The following is a 21,481-nucleotide window of genomic DNA, read 5'->3' on the forward strand; positions in this document are numbered from 1 at the left end:
GTCACCTCTCCTTCTGCAGTACGGACAGCGCGGCGATGAGTTCGGCCTGGGGTTCCGGGTGGACGTCGAGCGCGTCGAGCGGTGCGAGCCGGCGCTCGCGTTCGGTGTGCAGGGCCCCGTCGATGAGCTCCGTGAGCAGCCGGCCGCCCTTGTCGCGGAGCCTCAGCGCCCCGTGCGCCCCGATCCGCTCGGCGAGCCCCTCACCTGCGTTGCGCGCCCTGCGGCCGCCGAGGAGGGCGGTGGCGACGAGCGCGGCCACCACGGAGGGGTCCGGCGCGACGCTCTTGTCGAGGTCGCGCACCTCCTCCTCGGCGTACTCCTCCAGGACGCGCCGCCAACGGCGTACGGCCATGCCGATGCGGTGCTCGGCGCTCTCCAGCGTGGGGTCACGGTCCGTCAGCCCCGGCGAGTCCGAGGCGGGTTCACGGCGCCAGGCGTCGTCCACGCGCTCGTCGGCGGCCGTCACCGAACACAGCAGCAGGGCGGACAGGCTCTCCACGAGCGCGTCCAGCAGCTCGTCGGCGCTGCAGTCGAGGGGATAGGCCCGCCACCGCTTGAGGGCGTCCCCGGAGAGCACGGCGCCGGCCTGCAAACGGCCCTTCACGCGTGTGTGTTCGCTGTCGTACGCCCCGTCGACGGCCGCCGTGAGCCGGGTCGCCGCCGCGTACTGGGCGGCCGCCGCGCTCGCCAGCTCCGGCATCCGCGACTTCATGGAGTCGAGCACGCCGTAGGCCGTGCGGGCCATCGCGCCCTGCCGGGCCCCTGGGTCCTGCACATGGTGCGCGAGCCAGGTGCGCAGCGGCGCGACGGCCGTGGCGGGCAGCAGGCCACCGCCCCAGGCGGACTCGGGGAGTTCGGGCACCGTGAAGCGCGGGACGTCGCCGAGCCCGGCCTTGGTGAGCAGCGCGCCGTACTGCCGGGAGACCTCGGAGACCACCTGGTGCGGCACCCGGTCGAGGACGGTCACCAGCGTCGCCTTGTGCTCCTTGGCGGTGCGCAGCAGATGCCAGGGAACGGCGTCGGCGTAGCGGGCGGCCGTGGTGACCATCACCCAGATGTCGGCCGCGCAGATGAGTTCGGCCGCCAGGACGCGGTTGTCGGCCAGCAGGGAGTCGACGTCGGGCGCGTCCAGGAGGGCGAGTCCGCGGGGGAGGGTGTCGGCGGTCTCGATGCGCAGGACCCGCTCCCCGCGGTCGCCGAGGGCGGGGAGTTCGTCGCCCGGCTCCTGATGGGGCACCCACACGCGCGTGAGCTGGGGCAGCACACGCATCCCGCTGAACCAGTGGTGGTCCTCGGGATGGCACACCAGCACCGGGGTGCGGGTCGTCGGGCGGAGCACGCCCGCCTCGCTGACCCGGCGCCCCACAAGGGAGTTGACGAGTGTCGACTTGCCGGCGCCGGTTGAGCCCCCGATGACGGCGAGAAGCGGTGCTTCGGGTTCTCTCAACCGGGGCACCAGATAGTCGTCGAGCTGGGCGAGCAGTTCGTCGCGGTTGGCACGCGCTCGTGGAGCCCCCGGAAGGGGCAGCGGGAAGCGTGCGGCGGCGACACGGTCGCGCAGGGCGGAAAGTGCGTCGAGCAGCTGAGGCCGTACGTCCAAGGTCACCACATGCGAAGAATGCCCAATTTTGGAGGCTTTCTGAAGCATATGGGTATGTCTGCGCGCCGACCGGACACAGGGGGCGGAAGGGATGACTGGGGCGCAGGCATAACGAGTGCACAACACCCGATGCGTGAGGCGCCAAAAGCGGTGCACGATTCGTACCCGCCTGCGATTATCAGGACCGCTTCACCGAACCTCCACATTGAGCCACGGAGGTGAAGCATGAGGGACAGGGATGCGGGAGCCCTATTCTTGTCCCCGGCAAGGTCAGGGATCAGCCCGTACCAGGGCACCAGGACACCGGCCGACACAACCGGCCCCCGTAGCTCAGTGGATAGAGCAGGCGCCTTCTAAGCGCTTGGCCGCAGGTTCGAGTCCTGCCGGGGGCGCCAGTCTCCGCCCTCCCTCGGGAGGGCCTTTTGCTGTTCCGGTCGCGCCCGGCGATCCCGCCGCGCCGCCCCGTCCGGGCGTCCTGGACCTCGTCGCACGCCCCTCCGGGAGGGTCCGGGGGCGCGATTTCCGGCTTCAGAGTGATCCTTTCGGCGTACGGCATTCACCTCGCCGTACGGCCGAACGGCGCAGCCGTCCCTGCCCTCCGGACCGTCCCGCGGTGCCCGCAGGTCACCTGAGCGTGTGCGAGGTCCTGCCCGAGGCGTCGTCGATCTCGTCGTGGGCCTTGGTCAGCAGGCGCATGGCGAGCTCGTTCAGCGCGCGCCCGCCGGCGACCTCCTCGCCGACCCTGGGCTGGTTCGCGTCGGACGGATGGCGGCTGGCGTATCCGTGGGCCCGCATCTCGCTCCCGTCGGGGAGCCGCACGAGGGCGGCGGCCCGCGTGCGGTGCTCGTCCTCCTCGAATTCCATCTCGACGTGCCAGCCCACCGTGGTCCGTGGCCGGTCCTTCGTCTGTGTCATCGCGATCACCTCCGGAGCCGCGTCCCCCGCCGGTCCCCCTGATGAACCCCTTGACGGATCCCCTCCTGAAAGTGTCCTCCTCAGGACGGTCCCGCACGAGACGGGCCGGAGCCCCGGGGGTCGCGAGCGGCGGGTGGGGACGGGCGGTGACGGTTCCGCTACCGGCACGGACGGTGAACCGCCAGGTCACAGCTCCCCGATGAGACTGGTTTCCGTCGAGGGGTGGCCGTCAGGCAAGATGGGGTGTATCTGCCCACTCCCGATTTCAAGCGTCCGGACGGTTTCTCTTGGCTGAGTTCATTTACACCATGCGCAAGACGCGCAAGGCGCACGGCGACAAGGTGATCCTCGACGACGTCACCCTGAGCTTCCTCCCGGGCGCGAAGATCGGTGTGGTCGGTCCGAACGGTGCCGGTAAGTCCACCGTTCTCAAGATCATGGCGGGCCTCGAGCAGCCCTCCAACGGTGACGCGTTCCTGTCGCCCGGCTACAGCGTCGGCATCCTCATGCAGGAGCCGGAGCTGGACGAGTCCAAGACGGTGCTGGAGAACGTCCAGGACGGCGCCAAGGAGCTCATGGGCAAGCTCAGCCGCTTCAACGAGGTCGCCGAGCTGATGGCGACCGACTACTCGGACGCGCTCATGGAGGAGATGGGGAAGCTCCAGGACGACCTGGACCACTCCAACGCCTGGGACCTCGACGCGCAGCTCGAGCAGGCCATGGACGCCCTGGGCTGCCCGCCCGGCGACTGGCCGGTCACCAACCTCTCCGGCGGCGAGAAGCGCCGCGTGGCGCTCTGCAAGCTGCTGATCGAGGCTCCGGACCTGCTCCTCCTCGACGAGCCCACCAACCATCTCGACGCCGAGTCGGTGAACTGGCTGGAGCAGCACCTCACGAAGTACGCGGGCGCCGTCGTCGCCGTCACGCACGACCGGTACTTCCTGAACAACGTCGCCGAGTGGATCCTCGAACTCGACCGCGGCCGCGCGATCCCCTACGAGGGCAACTACTCCACGTACCTCGACAAGAAGGCCGCCCGCCTCAAGGTCGAGGGCCGCAAGGACGAGAAGCGCGCCAAGCGGCTCAAGGAAGAGCTGGAGTGGGTCCGCTCCAACGCCAAGGGCCGCCAGACCAAGTCCAAGGCCCGCCTCGCCCGTTACGAGGAGATGGCGGCCGAGGCCGACAAGATGCGGAAGCTGGACTTCGAGGAGATTCAGATCCCGCCGGGCCCGCGCCTGGGCTCCATCGTCGTCGAGGTCCAGAACCTCTCCAAGGCGTTCGGCGACAAGGTCCTCATCGACGACCTCAGCTTCACGCTGCCGCGCAACGGCATCGTCGGCGTCATCGGCCCGAACGGCGCGGGCAAGACCACGCTGTTCAAGATGATCCAGGGCCTGGAGACGCCGGACACCGGCGCGATCAAGGTCGGCGACACGGTCAAGATCAGTTACGTCGACCAGAGCCGCGCCAACATCGACCCCAAGAAGACGCTGTGGGCCGTCGTCTCCGACGAGCTCGACTACATCAACGTCGGCCAGGTCGAGATGCCGTCCCGGGCCTACGTGTCCGCCTTCGGCTTCAAGGGCCCGGACCAGCAGAAGCCCGCGGGTGTCCTCTCCGGCGGTGAGCGCAACCGGCTGAACCTGGCGCTGACCCTCAAGGAGGGCGGCAACCTGCTGCTCCTCGACGAGCCCACCAACGACCTCGACGTGGAGACCCTGTCCTCGCTCGAGAACGCGCTGCTGGAGTTCCCCGGTGCGGCCGTGGTCATCTCCCACGACCGCTGGTTCCTGGACCGGGTCGCGACGCACATCCTCGCCTACGAGGGCGAGTCGAAGTGGTACTGGTTCGAGGGCAACTTCGAGTCGTACGAGAAGAACAAGGTCGAGCGTCTCGGCGCCGACGCGGCCCGTCCGCACCGCGCCACCTACAAGAAGCTGACCCGGGGCTGATCGGTCTTGCGCCACATCTACCGCTGCCCGCTGCGCTGGGCGGACATGGACGCGTACGGCCACGTCAACAACGTGGTGTTCCTCCGCTACCTGGAGGAAGCCCGTATCGACTTCCTGTTCCGCCCGGAGAAGGACTTCAAGCAGGGGTCCGTGGTGGCGCGTCACGAGATCGACTACAAGCGGCAGTTGGTCCACCGGCACGCGCCGGTGGACATCGAGCTGTGGGTGACGCAGATCCGTGCGGCGTCCTTCACCATCGCCTACGAGGTGAAGGACCCGGACCAGGTCTACGTCACCGCCTCGACGGTCATCGTGCCGTTCGACTTCGAGCAGCAGCGCCCGCGCCGGATCACCGCCGACGAGCGCGACTTCCTGGAGTCCTACCGGGACGACGCGGACGAGGCCGTCGCGGCATGACCGTCCTGCACCTCGCCGACGCGGGGGAGGCTGCCGATCTCGGCGCCTTCCTCGCCCGGCTGGTCCACTACGACCGTGCGGCCGCCGTGCGTCTCCAGGCGCACGGCACCACCCTCGCGGTGTTCGGCCGGCCCCCCTCGTTCGAGGTCCTCGCGATCCGCACGGCACGGCTGGCCAAGCCCTACGAGCACGGCCTCGACGACACCCTCGACGTGACCGTCTCCGCGGGCGAACTCCTGGAGTCCATCGACGAGTCGGCGGCCACCGCGACCGTCCCGGGCGCCGTCACCGGACCGCCGTGGGCCGGGGTGCTGCCGCCGCGCGGGGGCTGGCGCCAGGAACCGGGGCTGCCCGCCCCGGACGCCGTGCGCGCCACCGTCGCCGCCGTGGTCGCCGAATTCCGCTCCCGTACGCAGGAGTTGGCGCCCGAGCTGCGGACCCGCGCCGAACTCGACCGGCTCGGACGGGAGATCTGGTCCCGGCCGCTCGGCGACACCGTGCTGCCCGTCCGGGCCGCGCACGCCGCCCAGTCGCTGGGATTCCTGCGCCCCGTCGCGTCCGCCGCCGCGCGTGTCCGGCCGTCCGCCGCCCGGGTCGCGGACGACCCGCGGCTCCCGTCCGGTGAGGGCGAGTTGGGGCTGTACTCGTCGGGGGCCTGGCTGCGGCTGCGCACCCCCTTCGGGTCGATCGCCGTCCGCAGGGCGGGACTCGGCGTTCTGGACGTCAGCGTCCAATGACCCGGCCCCGGCTGGAACCGCCGGGTCACTCGGGACGGCTGTCGTCCGGCCACACGCCGATGTGGTCCGCCTCCAGTTCGAGGGCCACGCGGTCCCGCATGCCCAGCGTCCGCGTGTAGTCCGCGGGGAGCTGCAGACGCCCCGCCCGGTCGAGCATCGCGTACTCGCGGGCCACCACCGCCTCCTGGCCCGTCGCCGCGTCGACCTCCGTACGGCGCAGCACCTCCGTGGACGTCCGGCCGTCGCGGATGGCGACCGTGCGACGGACCTCCGAGGCGACCGCCTGGTCGTGCGTGACGATCACGATCGTCGTCCCCAGCCGCTCGTTGGCCGTGCGGAACGCGCCGAAGATCTGCTCGGCGGTGTGCGAGTCCAGCTCGCCGGTGGGCTCGTCGGCGAGCAGCACGGCCGGCGCGTTGGCGAGAGCCACCGCGATCGCCACCCGCTGCTGCTGGCCGCCCGACATCTGGTGCGGGCGCCGGGCGGCGCAGTCGCCGATCCCCAGCAACTCCAGCAGCTCCAGGGCCCGTTCGGACTGCGCGCGACGGCTCGTGCGGCGGGCCGCCAGCTGCATCGGCAGAGCCACGTTCTGGGCAGCCGTCAGATAGGGCAACAGGTTGCGGGCGGTCTGCTGCCAGACGAAGCCCACCACCTCCCGGCGGTAGCGCAGCCGGTCCTTGGCGCTCATCGTGAGCAGATCGCGGCCGGCGACCCGCGCCGCGCCCGCCGTCGGGGTGTCCAGTCCGGCCAGGATGTTCATCAGGGTCGACTTGCCGCTGCCCGAGGCCCCCACCACAGCCATCAACTCGCCCTCCCGGACGAGTAGATCGAGACCCTGGAGCGCCTGCACCTCCACCCCGTCCGTGGTGAAGATCCGCACCAGGCGGTCGCAGGTGATCAGGGCGTCGTGGCCGTAGGCGGGGCGGTCCCGGCGCGCGGCGGCACGGTCCGCGAGGTCGGCGAACGTCGGGCCGGCCGGCTGCGCGGAACCGGCGGCCTCCGTCGGGTCGGCGGTGGTCATGGGCGACTCCCGGTGCTGCTCGTCGAAGGGGTGCGCGAGGTGGCGGCCGGGCCGGCGGGCGACCTGCGGTGCACGGGTCCTGCCGTCGGGGCGGGCGAGCCGGTGAGCGGCCTGCGGTGCGCGGGTGCTGCCGTCATCGGCCGTCCCCCGCCCGCAGCTCCCGGACCGAACCGCGCCGCCCCGTCCACCACGCCTGCGCCAGCGCGACGCCGGTGGCGACGACCAGCACGGCGAGGGACGGGACGAGCAGCGAGAGCGCGTCCGTGCGGAGGCGGGCCGTTCCTCCGGGCGCGGGGCGGCCGGCGACCGCGATCGCCGTCAGATCGAGCCCGGGGGCGAGGAGACGGATGGCCGCCCAGCCCGTGAGCGCGCCGCCCACCGCCGCCAGCAGGGCCTGCGGCAGGGACTCCAGGACCAGCAGGCGCCGCCCCTGGGCCCGGGTGAGGCCCATCGTGCGCAGCCGGGCGAGGAGCGCCGAGCGTTCCGGGGCGGCCCGGACGAGGGCCAGCAGCAGTGCCAGCACCGCGTATCCGGCGCCTGCCGCGACCGCCGCCGTGTAGATCCGCTCGGCGCCGGACTGGAGGGGCGAGTGGACGTACGCCGTGCGCACCTCCGCGCGCAGCCGTACGTCCACGCCGCCGCCCGCCGCCCGGCGCAGGGCGGCCCCGTCGAGGTGGCCGCCGGTGAGGAGCAGCGCGGTCGGCCGCGCGGCCCGGCGGGTGAGCGCCTCCCGGTCCACGACGAGGAAGTCCAGGTCGGTCACGGCGGGCGTCACGTCCCGTACGGCGGCGATCCGCACGGTCACCTTGCTGTCGTCCTCCAGTTGTACGGAGAACGGGGCGGTTCCGAAGCGGTCGGCGAGGGAGGGGGAGGCGATGGCGGGGACCACGGCCTTGCCGCTGCCGCTGCCGCCCGGTCCGGTGGCGCGGAGGGTGCGCGCCGGGAACCCTCCGAGGTCGAGCTCCCGGGACAGCTGTCCGTAGGGGCCCGGTTCGACGCCGACCAGCGCCGCCGTCTCGCCTGCGGTGCCCGACCCCCTGCGGGCCTGGGCGCGGTAGGCGACGCTCACGGGGACCGCCTCGCGCACGCCCCGGATGTCGCGGATCCGGCCGGGCAGAGCGGTGTGCAGGGCGTGCGTGGCCTCGATGCGGGCGTCGGCGCCGGTGGCGAGGAGGGCGGCGTGGTCGCGGGCGGTGTGCACGCCCGCGAGGACCGAACCGCCGAAGGCCGCCGTGGTGAGCGCCGTGAGGAGGGCCAGCAGGGGCAGAGCGGTGGAGGCCGAGGTGCGGCCCGCGCGGGCCAGCGAGAGAGGGGCGACCACTCCGCGCAGGCGCCCGGCGGGTCCGGCCAGCCGGCGCAGGGGGAACGGATAGAGCCGGACGAGGACCAGCGCCGCGATGACGCCGACCAGCACCGGTGCCAGGGCGACCAGTTGGTCCCCGGACCCTCCGGAGGAGCCCGCGTCGTCGGTTCCCCCGCGCCGCAGGGCGGCCACCGCGGCCGTCGCGAGCACCAGCACGGTGAGTTCCGCGACCGTGCGGCGCCGTGAGGGACGGACGGAGGCGATGTCCTCGCGGCCCCCGTGGACGCGGACCGCGCGGTGGGCGAACGCGGCGCGCACCGGCAGGGCGACGCAGGCGAGGACGGTCACCGCGAGGGCGGCGGCCACGGCGGAGGAGAGGCGGGCGTGCGGAACGGCGAGCAGCGCGGCCCCGAGGCCGAGCGCCCCCGCCGGGACGGCGACCACGGCCGTCTCGGCGAGGAGCCGGCCGAGGACGCCGGGCAGCGAGCCGCCGCGGGCGCGCACCAGGGCCAGCTCGCCGCGGCGGCGCTCGGCGGCGAGGCCGCTCGCCATGAGGACGACGACCGCGGCGACCGTGCCCGCGCCGAAGGCGGCGACGGCCACCAACGGGGCGATGCCGGAGCGCAGTTCGGTGAAGGACGACAGGACCTCGTCGAGATCCGTCGTCGCGTCCGTCAGCGGGTCCACGCGCTCTCGGATCCGCGCCAGACCGGGGCCCGACTCCAGCGCGGCGACCGCCGAGGCGAGCCCGGACACGTCGTGGGCGGTCGGACCGGACGTGTCCGGGGCCACCTGCCAGTACCGCTCGGGCTTCCCGGGCGTGCCGAGCAGGACGGGTCCCGCGTCCGGCGCGAGCAGCAGGGCGCCGATCCAGTACGTGCCGCCGTCGCTGGGCAGCTGGATGAGGGACGGCTCGCGGATCAGCGGGGTGGACATCCAGTACGCGCCGTCCGGCTCGCGCGGCGCGACGATGCCGGTGATCCGTACGGCCAGCGGCGCGCGCTCCAGGCCGGGCACGTGGATCACCGAACCGACCTTGATGTGCAGGGTCCTGGCGGTCTCGGTGGTGACGGCCGCCTCCACCTCGGACGTCGTCGCGGTGACCGGGTCCGTCGCGCGGGGCAGCCGGCCCGAGGCGGGCCGGGAGTGAGCGCCGAGGGCGTTCTGCGCGACGAGGGCGACGCGCGGCGGCAGCCCGCTCGGCCGGGCCAGGAAAGAGTCCGACGCGTCGGTGGGGTCGGACGTGCGCACCCCGTACGAGGACTGGGCGCGGTCGGCGACCAGGGGCTTGTCGACGGCGGCCAGCACGGCGTCGTACCCCTTGCGCAGCGCGGCCTCGCGCAGGGCGTTCTCGCCCTCCCCCAGGGAGAGTTCGAGGTCGGGCCGCGGGGCGAAGAACTGGACGGTGGTCCGTCGCGGTGACGCGTCGTCGAGGGTCCGGCGCAGCCCCGCGTCCTCGTACCGGTCGACGGCGCGGGGGAAGGCAGCGGCCAGCGCGGCGGTGAGCGCGACCAGCAGGGCCAGGGCGAGAGCCGCTGCCGGGGCGGCACGCAGCCGGGTGCGCACCCAGGGGGCCGGCACCCGTGGCCCGGAGGCTCGGGCGGGCCCGCGCGTTCCGGCCTTCGTGCCGTCGTCCGTGCCCGTCATGTCACTCGCCTCCCTGCCGGCGCAGCGAACTGTCGGCGTCCGGGCGGCGCAGCGCCATGAACGCGGTGATGGCCAGCGGTGTCACGGCGACGCCCGCCAGCAGCACGGCGATGTGCGGCAGGGGGAGCCGCACCAGGACCGCGGGGACCGGGCGGGTGGCCTCCGAGGTCAGGACGATCAGCGGGACCACCGCGCGGGTCAGCACCGTGCCGAGCGCCGTCCCCACCACGAGGGCCAGGCCCACCAGGACGCCCTGCTCGGCGGCGATCAGCCGGGCCAGCTGGCGGCGCGGCGCGCCCAGCGCCCTGAGCACGGCGAACTCGTCCCGGCGCTCGCGCAGCGAGCCCGCCGTGCTCACCGCGAACCCGACCGCGGCCAGCGCCGCCGCGACGACGGCCGCCGCCGCGAACGCGGCCTCGGGGCCCGCTCCGAACGGGTCGTCGCGCAGCCGGTCGGCGACCTCGTCGCGCACGACGACCTGGGACGGTTCGGTGCCGGGCTGCTTCCGCAGGGCCGCCGCGACCCGTGCCGCGTCGCCCGGCGCGGTGTCCAGCCACCACTCGGTGGGCGGCACGCTCTGCCCGTGGTGCGTCTGCAACACCCGGTTCACGGCCCGCAGATCGACCAGCAGCCCCCCGCCGTCACCGTCCCCGCCGTCCGCCTCCGAGGTGGTCGGCAGGGCCCGTACGGTGTCCGCGATCGTCACGCGCACCGTCTCGCCCGCGAAGGGCACGTCCAGCTGCTGCCCCTTCCGCGCTCCCGCCGCCTTCAGGAAGCGGTCGGTCGCGACCGCCATGACCTCGGGGACGGCCGACCGGTCCGGGTGCAGACGGACCGTCACCGAGGTGACCTGCCAGGCCAGGTCGGCCGGCACGTAGCCGGTGCCGTAGCGGACGGACAGGGCCGCGGCGGACGCCTTCAGCCGCGGGCGCGTGGGGCGCGTGGCGTCGTCCGGTGCCGTCGCCGTGCTGCTGGTCTGCGCGTCGGCCTTCCAGCCGGCCGGCAGGGCGAGCCGCCGCCGTGCCCCGTCGGCGCCGCTGACGTTCACCTCCCGCAGGTCCACCCGGTGCCGCTGTGCCGTGTCGACGGGCTGGGTCATGTCCAGCTGGACGCCGGTCAGGGTCAGGGGTCCCGTCGCGAGGTCCAGTGACAGGGCGTGAAGCCGTCCGTCGGCGGGCAGTTGACCGATCCGCTCGGTGTACGGCGTCCCGAAGCGGTCCTCCAGCGTCGCCGACACGTCCACCTCCACGCGGGCGTTCGAGCTGCGCAGCCGCATCACCAGGCCGAGCCGTGTCGAGCCCTCGGGGATCGCGACCCCGCCGGTGGTCCCCTTCACCGCGAGCCCCTTCAGCAGCGGTCCCGCGGGCCGTGCCGCCAGGTCGCCGCGGAGCAGCATCCCGTCGGCGGCGTGCGCGGTGTCCAGCGCGAGGAGCGCCGCCGTACGGCCGCCCGACAGCGGCAGGGTCGTCCGGAGGGCGGGCGCCGCCGCGCGGACGCCCGGGAACGCGGCGAGGACGGCCGCCTCGCCCGGTCCGGCGTCGCTGTCCCCGGTCACGCGCACCGACGTACCGGCGCGGAAGTCCGCCTGGTCGTCCTGGGAGCGGTTCCAGGAAGCGCCCTGGCCGATGGCCAGCATGCCCATCGCCACGGCGAGGACCAGCAGCAGGACCGGGCCCGCGCCGCGCATCGGGCGCCGGCTGAGCTGCCAGCCCGCGAGCGCCGCGGGCAGCCCGCGGCCGCCGGCCGCCCGGTGCTCGGCGAGCCGGGCCACGGGGGGCAGCAGCCGCAGGGTGAGCACGGTCCCGGCGAGCAGCGCGAGGGCGGGCGCCGCCACCAGGAGCGGATCGATGCCGAGCGACCGCACGCCGGTTCCCGCGGTGGTGCCCTGCTGCCCGGAACCGCCGGTCAGGGCGCCGGAGGTCTGCCGGTCCAGCTGCCAGTAGGCGACGGCGGCGATCACCAGCAGGCCGATGTCGGCGCCCGCGCGCACCGGAGCGGGCAGCGCCCGTGCCCGTCCCGGGGGCCTGTCGCCCGAGGTGAGCGCCGGCAAGGTCACCGCGAGGGCGCAGCCCAGCGCCACTCCCGCGCCGACGAGCCACACCCCGCCCCGTCCCTGGGCGACGTCCAGGCGCAGACCGATGCGGGCCAGCGCTCCCTGCCCGGCGAGCAGCCGGGTCAGCGGTCCCGCGACCAGCGGCGCGCACAGGGCCGCCGGGACGGCCAGCAGCAGCGCCTCCAGGGCGGCGAGTCCGGCGATCCGCCGACGGGAGGCTCCCCGGGCCCGCAACACCCTTGTCTCGCCCGCCCGTTCGGCGCTCAGCAGCCGGGCGACCAGCAGCAGCGCGTATCCGGCCAGGAGCGCCAGTTGCAGGGCGACGATGAGCAGGGTGGAGCGCGACACGAGCAGCGAACGTTCGACACCGTCCAGGATCTCCGGCAGCGAGGTCGTCACGGCGGTGGCCCCGCTCAGCGCCCGGTCCTTGCGCAGGGCCAGTTGTCCGGTCCGTGCGGACTCCCGCAGGGCCGCGATGCCGTCGGGCGAGAGCGTCGAGAAGTCCGCGGAGGCCTGCCACGCGGACTCCCCGGCGCTGACCCGGCCGCCGGTGAGGACGGTGGGGTCGGCGAGGAGCGGACCGTACGTGGTGAAGTCGACCTTCTTGATCCCTCGGCCACCCAGCTCGTCCAGCCGCCAGTAGGGCGCGTCCGCCCGGGCGGGCCGGTACAGGCCGGTGACCCGGACCTCGCGCCGGGGACCGCCGAGCCGGTCGACCAGGCTGAGGCGCGCGCCCGGCTCCAGACCGAGCCGTTCGGCCGCCGCCGCGGGCAGGGCCACCTCGATCGCGGTGCCGCCGGAGCCGGCCGCCGGGCCGGGCAGCCGTCCCGCGGTGACGTCGACCTGGGTGCGGTCGAGCGCGGCGAAGTGGGTGAGGTCGGGGTCCCCGGCCCGCGCGGCGGGCTCCTGGAGGGAGCGGGGGAGCGCGTAGGAGCCCGAACGCACCAGCGTGCGCACGGTCACCGGATATCCGCCGAAGGTCCGCCGGGCCCCCGCGCGGACGGCGTCGTCGGCGGCGGCCCGCTGGTCCTCGGGAACGTCCGCGCGGACGACGAGCGCGGCGTCCGCGGTGTTGCCCGGGTCCCGGAGCGCGTGGCGCATCGAGGCGTCGCCGATGGCGGCGGAGTAGGCGGTGAGCGTCGCGAGGACCGCGGTGGTCAGCAGAACCGTGAGCAGGGCGGCGGCCAGCAGAAGGCGGTGCGCCCGCGCGCGCAGTAGGACGAACCCCGTCACCCGGCCCCCCGCCGTCGTTCCGGATCTCGGACGAGCGCGATGCTTTCAGAGGGGAGGGCCCGAGGGTAAGCGCTTGTAGGCCCGCCTTGACCGGATCGTGACCGGAATCCGACGCCGAACGACCGGAATGCGCCCGTCAGTGACCGGTGATCAGCCCGCCGTGTTCACCATCGAGGCGGCCGCGTACGTCAGGTAGTTCCACAGGGTGTGCTCGTGCTCCGCGGAGAGGCCGAGCTCGTCGACCGCGACGCGCATGTGCCGGATCCAGGCGTCGTGCGCGGCCTGGTCGACCTTGAAGGGCGCGTGCCGCATCCGCAGCCGGGGGTGCCCGCGGTTCTCGCTGTACGTCGTCGGGCCGCCCCAGTACTGGATCAGGAACAGTGTGAGCCGCTCCTCGGCCGGGCCCAGGTCCTCCTCCGGATACATGGGCTTCAGCAGCGGATCCTCGGCGACCCCCTCGTAGAAACGGTGCACGAGACGGCGGAAGGTCTCCTCGCCGCCGACCTGCTCGTAGAAGGTCTGCTCCTGCAACGTGCCGCGCCGAATCTCATTCACGTCCCCATGCTCTCAGACGGGGTGACCGAGGACCCAGGGCTTAGGACCACGCCCGGTGACCGCGGCCGCTCGCCCGGCGGGCCGTCCGGCAGCACAGTGGAGGTATGGCCGCGCATGCTCCGGAGTCCGCGACGGAGGACCTCGCCCGCCGGGCGCGGGCGGCCCTGGTGCGCGAGATCGACCGGAGCGGGGCCTTCGCCGCCGACCCGGCCTGGCGGGAGGCCTTCGAGGCCGTCCCGCGCCACCTCTTCGTGCCCTTCTACTACGTGGGCGGCGCGGCCGGCACGGGCGGCTTCGAGCGGGTGTGGAGCGAGGACCCGGACCCGCGGGCCCGGGACGACTGGCTGCGCGGCGCCTACGAGGACGCCCCGCTCGCGACCCGGGTGCGCGACGGCGAACTCGTCTCCTCCAGCAGCCAGCCGTCACTGATGGCCAGGATGCTGGCCGAGCTGGACATACGGGACGGGCATCACGTCCTGGAGATCGGCGCCGGGACCGGCTACAACGCGGCCCTGCTCGCACACCGTCTCGGCGACTCCCGGGTGACGACGATCGACCTCGACGCGGAGATCACCGAGGCCGCACGCCGGCACCTCGCCCGGGCCGGACACCACCCGCACGTCGTCACCGGCGACGGCGCCCGCGGGGTGCCCGAACGCGCGCCCTTCGACCGGATCGTCGCCACCTGCACCCTCACCACGATCCCGCCCGCCTGGCTGCCCCAGTGCGCGCCCGGCGCCCGCATCCTCGCCCCGCTGGCCACCGGCCTGATCGCGCTGCGTGTGCGGGGCCCGGGGTGCGCGGAGGGCACCTTCCTGCACACGCCCGCCTACTTCGTGCCGCTGCGCGGCGGCACCTCGCCCGCCCCGCGGCCCGACCGGCTCGGCGGGCTGCCCGGGCGGGCCCAGGGCGAGGACCTGCTCCGGTTCCTGCTGACCCTGACGGCGGGCCGCCTCGACCCGCAGGACGCGTACGCGCTGTGGGAGCGCGAGGGCCGGCCCGAGCGCGAGCGCTACGGGGTCACGGCCGGCGACGGGCCCGCCCGCGCCTGGCTGGACGATCCACGGGGGCCGTACGTCTGGCCGCTGGCCTGAGACGGCGGCCCCGGACCGGTCAGGGCGCCCGGGGACGCCCCGGTACGCCCGGAGGCGGTGTTCCGGACTCTTCCGGAACACCGCCTCCGTCGCCGCAGATCCGTCGGACCCGTGGAGCCCTCCCTCAGCCCCGCCGGATCGTGATCGTCGTCCAGGCACCCACGTGCACCCGGTCGCCGTCCTGGAGCGGCACCGGGACGAACGGCTGGATGGGCTCCTCGCCGCCGTTGACCGTGGTGCCGTTCGTCGAGTTCTGGTCGACGACCGCCCAACCGCCGTCCGGTTGCTGGACCAGGACCGCGTGCTGGTGCGAGACGCCCGGGTCCTCCGGCGGCACCGACAGGTCGATGTCCGGGGTGTCGCCGGTGGAGTGCCGGCGGCGGCCGATGGTCAGCTGGTTGCCGGTGAGCGGACGCTGCTGCTCGGGCGAGTAGGCCGGCAGGTTCAGACCCGCGGCCTCGGGGCCCGAGCGCTGCATCATCGCCATGAAGTACTCGCGGTCAGGACCGATCGTCGCACTCCACGACAGTGGCTGCTGCTGGTAGCCGGGGCCGGGCGGGGCCTGGGTGGCACCGGGCTGCGGGTAGCCGTAGCCGCCACCGCCCTGGCCGGGGCCGCCCTGACCGCCGGGCGAACCGGCCGTCGGCGGGGAGATGACCCAGTCGTCGTCACCACCGCCGAAGCCGGGGCCACCGGACTGCGGTCCGCCCTGCTGCGGCGGCCGGCCCTGGGTGAAGGGGGCGGCGGGCTGCTGGGTGTAGGCCTGCTGCGGAGCGCCCTGGCCGCCGGGCGTGGGCCCGGGCGGCTGCGGAACCGGACGCGCCGGGTCGGCGCCGAAGCCCTGGTCCCCGCCGAAGGCAGGATCGCCGCCGAAGGCCGGGGGGCCGCCGTACTGCCGGCCGGGCGGGCCCGGCGGGATCGGCTCGGCCGGCCGGTTCATCTGCGAGGGCCGCGAGCTCTGGTAGTCGAACGGATCGTGGCCGGGGCCACCGGGACCCGGGCCGCCCTGTCCGCCCGGCCCCTGCTGCTGGAACCGCGGCGGGCCGGCCTGCTGACCGGGACCGCCCTGGACTCCGGGGCCACCCTGCTGACCGGGGCCACCAGGACCGCCGGGGCGACCGGGGCCGCCGAAGGGCGACGGGCCGCCGGGACCACCCGGCGCGGAGCCGGTGGGGCGCGGCGCGGCCGGGGTGTAGGACGTCGCCGTGTTGGTGAGGTAGTTCCACCGGCACTCCTCGCAGAACGGCGCGGCGCCCTCACGGGGCGTGCGGCACTGCGGGCAGAGCTCGGGTTCGCCGTCCGGCACGGCGGACAGGTGGGAGCGCCCTCCGCCCTGCTGCGGCGAACCGGGCGGCGGATAGCCGTATCCGGCGCCGGGGGGCGGCGGGGGCAACGGGGGCACGGCACCGGCCATGCGGTGACCGCAGACCTCGCACCAGTCGTCGGAACCCGACTGGTGTCCGTTCGGGCAGGTCGGCATGTCGGCGCTTCCCCCTCTCCTTTTCCGGTCGTTGTGACCGGGTTTCTCCGCTTCCCCTCGGGAACCGGGCTCGCTACTTCTTTACACGAACAGTCTTTGTGGACCGTGTCTCGAGGGTCATCTCGTCGGCCTCCTCGACCCGGGCCTTCAATCGCACAGTACCTGCAGCGGCGTCGACCACGTCCACCACCTTCGCAAGCAGTTTCGCAGTATCGGCGTTGCCGGAGGCGCCGGCGAGCTGGACGGCCCGTCCCAGCTTGGCCGTTGCTCCGTCGACATCTCCCGCTTTGCGCAGATCCAGGCCCTGTTGGATGACTTGTGCCAGTTCGGCCTGGCCCGTGTAGTGCGCGACCTGGGGGTTGATGGACGTCGAGGCGACCATGTCGTCGGTCCACACGGCCCGTACGAGACCCTGTGCGCCGAGGTTGTGCACGCTGCCGTCGGCCTGCGGGATCACCAGGGAGACCCGGGCCGCGAGCATCTCCTGGCCGATGCCCGCCGTCGGGACCTGGACGCAGACGTGGTAGTCGCGGGACTCGTCGCCCCACGAGCCGGTGGGGTAGTCGCCCGCGCGCGGGCCGGCCTCGGTACGGCGGTCGGTCAACTCCTCGACCGTGGGCGCCACTTGCTTGACGAACTTGATCTCGGTGCCGACCGGCGTCCAGAGCCGCAGCGCCACGTCGGCGACCTCCTTGCCCATCGCCGTCTCCATCATCTGCGTGAAGTCGGCCGCCAGGGCGGCAGGGTCGGCGACGATGTCGGAGGTGCCGAGCAGCGCCGAGGCGATTCCGGTGACCTCCTTGACCTCCCAGTCGGTGCCCACACCCCGCGCGTCACAGGTGAAGCGCCCGGCGCAGGATGCGAGGGCGGCCCTCAGGTCCTCGGGCGACTCGTGCTCGTTGCGGCCGTCGGTGAGCAGGATCCCGTGCCGGATGGACACGTCCGCGGAGGACAGCAGGCGGTCGGCGAGCCGCAGCCAGGTGCCGATCGCGGTGCCGCCGCCCGAACTGAGCTTGCGCAGCGCCTGCTTGGCCTGGCCGCGGGTGGCCGCGTCGGCGACCGCCAGCCGGCCGTTGCCCGGGTAGACCTCCTTGGCGACGTGCGTGCCGCCGATCACCGCGAAGTGCACGCCGTCGCGCAGCGTGTCGATCGCGGCGGACGTCGCGTCGCGGGCGTTGCGCATCTTGGTCGGCGGGTAGTCCATCGAGCCCGAGCAGTCGACCATGACCACCACCGCGGCGTCCGGACCCTGACCGGCCGTGTACAGATGCGGCGCGGCGACCGCCGTGCCGACGGTGCCGCCGCCGGTCGAGCTCACCGTGACGATCGCGCTGACCTCACGCCCGCCCTCGGGCAGGTACTCGTTCTGGTACACGTCGACCGAGAACTGCGGCACGTTCGACTTCGAGAAATTGGCCATGCCTTCTGTGTCCCCCTCGCGCCCCCGCCACCGGCGGGGGCCATGACTGTGCGGACCGGTCCCCTTCGGTCCTCGGCCGTCCCCGTCCGTTCGTCGGCCTCAGGCCGATCCTGCCCCCTGGACGGGCGCGGGGAACGGCAGGACGGCCACTGTTACGTTGTCGTGGCCCCCGCCGTCCAGCGCGTGGCCGACCAGGACCTGGGCGCTGTGCAGCGGCCGCTCGGCGGCGTCGGGGGGCACGGCCGCGGCCATGTCCTCGGCCGCCTCCGCGTAGTTCCACAGCCCGTCGGTGCAGACCACCACCACACCCGGCCGGTCCGGCTTGAAGGACGCGGTGTGCGGCTCCAGTTCGTAGGCGTCGGCGCCCAGCCAGCCGGTGATCGCGTGGGCGCGCTCGTCGGCGTACGCCTCCGCCTCGTTCATCAGGCCCGCGGCGACCATCTGCGCGGCCCACGAGTCGTCCTCGGTGAGCCGGGCGGGCAGCGAGGTGCGGTCGACGGGAACCCAGTAGGCGCGGCTGTCGCCGACCCAGCCGACGATGAGCAGGGCCGGGGTGACGACGGCGCCGACGATGGTGCAGGCGGGCGCGTTCACGTGCGGGGCGTGGTCGCCCTGCGCGGTGGACGGGTCGGCCAGCGCGTTGACGGCCTCCGCCGCCGCGACGATCGCCTCGTGCAGGGCCTGCTGCGGGTGTGTGCCGAGCGGCAGGGCGGCCATGAGCGACTCGCTCGCCGCGCGGGACGCCGCGAGGGACGCCTCGTCGGGGCGGGTCGCCGAGGAGACGCCGTCGCAGACGATCGCGACGACGGCGGGGGAGCCGTCGGGCAGCGCGGTCGAGGAGATCGCGAACGCGTCCTCGTTGCGGTGGTGGCGCAGACCCCGGTCACTGACCGCGGCGACCGCGCCCAACTCCTGCTCCATGTGATCGCGTTCCCGCGGCTGCGCGTGGCCGCAGTTCTCGCAGTACCCGTCGGTGTCGACCTGGCCGGACCGGCACGCCACGCACGTCCTGCCGCCCGCGGGGGGCGCGGGCAGGTCGGCGGTGCGGGGGTCGGCGGGGACGGCCGGCGCTCCGGGGGCGGCCGGGACGCTCCCGGCGGCCGGCGGGGCGAGCGGGTACTCGTCGGGCTCCGGGGGCCGGTCGAACCGTACGCCCGACGGATGATCGCCGTGCGGGTGCTCCGGGTGCGGGAGTTCGGAACCGCCCGAGTCGGTGCCCCGGATGTCGGCGGCGTGGTGCACCGGCGCGGGCACGTCGGAGGTGTCGGCCTCCGGCGCCACCGGCCAGTCCACGGAAGGCGCCGGCGGGGGCGGCGGCGCCGCCGGTGCCGCGGGAGCCGCCGCGGGGGCGCCCGCCGCGGCGCCGTTGATGGCGATGGTGGGGTGGTCCTGCGGTGGTGCCGGCGCCGTCGACAGGTCGTAGCCGCACGCACCGCAGAAACGGTCACCCGCCTCCAGCGGCTCCTCGCAACTGGGGCACCGCGAAAGGGCCGTGGGCTGGGGCATCTGGGACATCAATCACACCCACGTCCGGGGGCGGTAACGGTTTGCACGTTCCACCAGGTCGATCCTCTCCTCGCCGCCCCGCGCGAGCCGGGCCAGCGTCCGGTAAGAACGTTCGAGGCCGAAACGGAGGCCGCGCTCGTCCAACGCGCTGCCGAGCAGCACATGTCCGCCTCCGGAGGCCGGAGCGGAACCCTGGCTACCGGAGAGTACCCAGTCCAGGGCGCAACCGAGGACCTCCGTCGACAACTGCTCGCGTCGCACCGCGTCGAGACCGAACCCGTCGAGCGCCTCGACCTGCCCCGCGGCGGCCGTCAGGTCGTCCAGGAACGGCGGCGCGGCGGCGTCCGCGACCGGGCGCTGCCGCAGCCGCGCCCGCACGGCGGCGACCCGCGCCGCCGTGTAGTGGATCGACGACTCCGGCACGGACTCCAGGGTGCTCACGGCGGCCCGGCGGTCCCCGGCGGCGAGCTGCACGCGGGCCAGGCCGAACGCCGCACTCACATAACTGGGGTCCGTCGTCCAGACCAGGCGGTAGTACTCCGCCGCGTTGTCCAGCTGGCCGAGCACCTCCGCGCACAGTCCGAGGGCCAGCTTCGGCGCGGGCTCGCCGGGGAAGGCGTCGTACACGGCGTCGAAGGACAGGGCCGCGATCTCGTTGCCGCCCGTCGCGAGCGCCGTGACACCGCGGTACCAGACCACCCGCCAGTCGTCCGGGTGGTCCGACTCCAGCGCCTCCACCCCGTGCTGCGCGGCGGCCACCTCGCCCATCTCCAGACGGGCCCGCAGTTCACGCAGCCGCAGCTCCGGGGAGCCGGCCGGGGCCGCGTGCAGTGCGGCGATCAGCTCGGCGGGCGCCGACGCGATGAGTCCCGCGAGGAAGCCGGCGTTCGGGTCGCCCGGGTCCACCCGCGGAACGGGCAGGGCGAGCGCGGCGGCGGCCGCGGGCACGGGCTTGACCAGCGTGGGGGAGTCCGGACGCGGCGGCAGGGCCGCCGCGCCGTTGCCGCCCGCGGGCAGCGACGGCGCCGCCCTCCTGCCGCGGACGGGCACCACCCGGGCCCCGAGCCGCGAGACGTCCTCGGCCACCGCCCCGAACAGCTCCGTGTCGGTGACCTTCGTCTCCGGCCCGAACAGCGTCGACAGCGCGGGCCGCGCCCGCCCCGTCTGGAGGGACACCACCTCGCGCAGCACGCCGGTCAGCTGCTCGGCCATCTCCTGCGCCGACGCGAACCGGCGCGCTGGATCCGGGTCGGTGGCGCGCACCAGCAGCCGGTAGAACGACTCGTACTGCCGGAAGACCTCGATGTGGCCGGGGTCGGGCAGGGAGTCCACGAAGACGTTCGTGTAGCCCTGGAAGTCGAAGGTGAGGACCGCGAGCGTCCGCGCGACCGTGTAGAGGTCGGAGGCGACGGAGGGGCCCACCTCGGCGACCTCGGGCGCCTGGTAGCCCACCGTGCCGTAGATGGCCGACTCGTCGTCGTCCATGCGGCGCACCGCGCCCATGTCGATCAGCTTGAGCTGGTCCTCGGTCTGGATCGCGTTGTCGACCTTGAAGTCGCAGTACAGCAGGTTGCGGCTGTGCAGATGGCCGAGGGCCTCCAGCGCCTCGATGCCGTACGCGCAGGCCTGTTCCACCGGCAGCGGGTCCCGCTTGCCGTCCGCCGTCCGCCGGTCGTTGGCGATCTCCTTCAGCGACTTGCCGCCGACGTACTCCATGACGATGTACCCGTCCAGCGAACCGGTCCGCTGGTCGAGGTGCTCGACGAAGTTGTAGATCCGCACGATGTTGGCGTGCTCGATCTCCGCGAGGAAGCGCCGCTCGGAGATCGCCGCCGCCATCGCGTCCTGGTCGCCCGTGTCCAGCAGCCCCTTGAGGACCACCCAGCGGTCGGAGACCGCGCGGTCCACGGCGAGGTACACCCAGCCGAGCCCGCCGTGCGCGAGACAGCCCGCCACCTCGTACTGGCCGTGCACGATGTCACCGGTCTGCAGCTTCGGCACGAACGAGTACGGGTGGCCGCACTTCGTGCAGAAACCCTCGGTACGGCCGGGCAGGTCGCCGCGTGAACGCCCCACCGGCGCACCGCAGTCGGAGCGCGAGCAGAACCGCTTGCGCTCGGGGACCTCCGGGTTCTCCTGCACCATCTCGCGCGGATCGGGACGCGGCACGCCCGGGACCTCGACGAGACCCGCGCCGAGCCGGCCCCGGCCGGAGGAACCCGCCGTCGAACCGGAACTGCGCACCGACACCGAACGGCCCGTCGAACCGCCGGACACCGACCGCGACAGCCGGCCGGACACCGAGCGCCGCGACTGCGAGGAGCGCGACGACGTCCGCGAGCTGGCCCGCGAACTCCCGCGCACACTCCCGCTGGTGGAACCGCGCGCGGCACCGCCGCCCGCCGTCACCCCCGTCGGAGGCGAGTTCACCGTCCCCTTCCCGGACACGACCGGGGCGAGCCCGCACGTGTCGCAGTACAGCTCGCCCCCGCCCATGTCCTCGTACGACCCCTCGCAACCGGGCCGCTGGCATCTCTGTCGTTCACCC

The 21,481-nt window shown here is 74.1% G+C and carries 14 protein-coding genes and 1 tRNA gene; 5 read left to right on the forward strand and 10 right to left on the reverse strand.

The features are described 5' to 3' along the window. Position 1: 1 nt before the first annotated feature. Positions 2–1,609, reverse strand: a complete 1,608-nt coding sequence (locus OG406_RS25935; RefSeq protein ID WP_267050824.1) for a dynamin family protein — start codon at positions 1,607–1,609, stop codon at positions 2–4. A gap of 310 nt (positions 1,610–1,919) precedes the next feature. Between OG406_RS25935 and OG406_RS25940 the strand changes: the two genes are divergently transcribed. Then, a tRNA-Arg gene (locus tag OG406_RS25940) sits at positions 1,920–1,995 on the forward strand. Between the two features lie 229 nt (positions 1,996–2,224). Here the strand turns inward: OG406_RS25940 and OG406_RS25945 are convergent. Further along, positions 2,225–2,515: a DUF1876 domain-containing protein gene (locus OG406_RS25945; RefSeq protein ID WP_164370884.1), complete on the reverse strand. Its 291-nt coding sequence runs from the start codon at positions 2,513–2,515 to the stop codon at positions 2,225–2,227. Positions 2,516–2,802: 287 nt separating this feature from the next. On the opposite strand from OG406_RS25945, the gene ettA reads away from it, so the two are divergent. From ettA to OG406_RS25960, 3 genes are read left to right on the forward strand one after another with little or no spacing between them, the layout of a single operon-like run. After that, positions 2,803–4,467, forward strand: coding sequence for an energy-dependent translational throttle protein EttA (gene ettA / locus OG406_RS25950; RefSeq protein WP_164370883.1), 1,665 nt, complete (start codon positions 2,803–2,805; stop codon positions 4,465–4,467). Positions 4,468–4,473: 6 nt separating this feature from the next. Beyond that, positions 4,474–4,884 (forward strand): acyl-CoA thioesterase, encoded by a 411-nt coding sequence (locus OG406_RS25955; protein ID WP_164370882.1) that lies wholly within the window; start codon positions 4,474–4,476, stop codon positions 4,882–4,884. Beyond that, positions 4,881–5,621 (forward strand): hypothetical protein, encoded by a 741-nt coding sequence (locus OG406_RS25960; protein ID WP_164370881.1) that lies wholly within the window; start codon positions 4,881–4,883, stop codon positions 5,619–5,621. The genes OG406_RS25955 and OG406_RS25960 overlap by 4 nt, the downstream gene beginning before the upstream one ends. Before the next feature lie 25 nt (positions 5,622–5,646). Here the strand turns inward: OG406_RS25960 and OG406_RS25965 are convergent, their stop codons facing one another. From OG406_RS25965 to OG406_RS25980, 4 genes are all read right to left on the reverse strand, one after another. Beyond that, positions 5,647–6,642, reverse strand: a complete 996-nt coding sequence (locus OG406_RS25965; protein WP_329188042.1) for an ABC transporter ATP-binding protein — start codon at positions 6,640–6,642, stop codon at positions 5,647–5,649. Between the two features lie 133 nt (positions 6,643–6,775). Continuing rightward, entirely contained in the window at positions 6,776–9,592 is a 2,817-nt protein-coding gene (locus OG406_RS25970; protein WP_329188045.1) for an FtsX-like permease family protein, read from the reverse strand. 1 nt (position 9,593) lies between these two features. Further along, positions 9,594–12,878 (reverse strand): ABC transporter permease, encoded by a 3,285-nt coding sequence (locus OG406_RS25975; protein ID WP_329188047.1) that lies wholly within the window; start codon positions 12,876–12,878, stop codon positions 9,594–9,596. A gap of 150 nt (positions 12,879–13,028) precedes the next feature. Next, on the reverse strand, positions 13,029–13,433 hold the full coding sequence (locus OG406_RS25980) for a globin (RefSeq protein ID WP_164370877.1): 405 nt from the start codon (positions 13,431–13,433) through the stop codon (positions 13,029–13,031). 104 nt (positions 13,434–13,537) lie between these two features. Between OG406_RS25980 and OG406_RS25985 the strand changes: the two genes are divergently transcribed. Continuing rightward, positions 13,538–14,527, forward strand: a complete 990-nt coding sequence (locus OG406_RS25985; protein WP_266613758.1) for a methyltransferase domain-containing protein — start codon at positions 13,538–13,540, stop codon at positions 14,525–14,527. 124 nt (positions 14,528–14,651) lie between these two features. On the opposite strand, the gene OG406_RS25990 is transcribed toward OG406_RS25985, so the two are convergent. The 4 genes from OG406_RS25990 to OG406_RS26005 form a co-directional block, all read right to left on the reverse strand. Next, complete coding sequence (locus OG406_RS25990) at positions 14,652–16,007, reverse strand: FHA domain-containing protein (protein ID WP_329188049.1); 1,356 nt, start codon at positions 16,005–16,007, stop codon at positions 14,652–14,654. A gap of 73 nt (positions 16,008–16,080) precedes the next feature. Continuing rightward, positions 16,081–17,427, reverse strand: coding sequence for a vWA domain-containing protein (locus tag OG406_RS25995; RefSeq protein ID WP_164370874.1), 1,347 nt, complete (start codon positions 17,425–17,427; stop codon positions 16,081–16,083). Between the two features lie 99 nt (positions 17,428–17,526). Continuing rightward, positions 17,527–18,945, reverse strand: a complete 1,419-nt coding sequence (locus tag OG406_RS26000) for a PP2C family serine/threonine-protein phosphatase (RefSeq protein ID WP_329188051.1) — start codon at positions 18,943–18,945, stop codon at positions 17,527–17,529. Then, positions 18,946–21,429 (reverse strand): serine/threonine-protein kinase, encoded by a 2,484-nt coding sequence (locus OG406_RS26005; protein WP_329190970.1) that lies wholly within the window; start codon positions 21,427–21,429, stop codon positions 18,946–18,948. It abuts the gene before it with no gap. Between the last annotated feature and the right edge of the window lie 52 nt (positions 21,430–21,481).

Origin of the sequence: Streptomyces sp. NBC_01428, from assembly GCF_036231965.1 — a bacterium.
Taxonomy (GTDB): Bacteria; Actinomycetota; Actinomycetes; order Streptomycetales; family Streptomycetaceae; genus Streptomyces.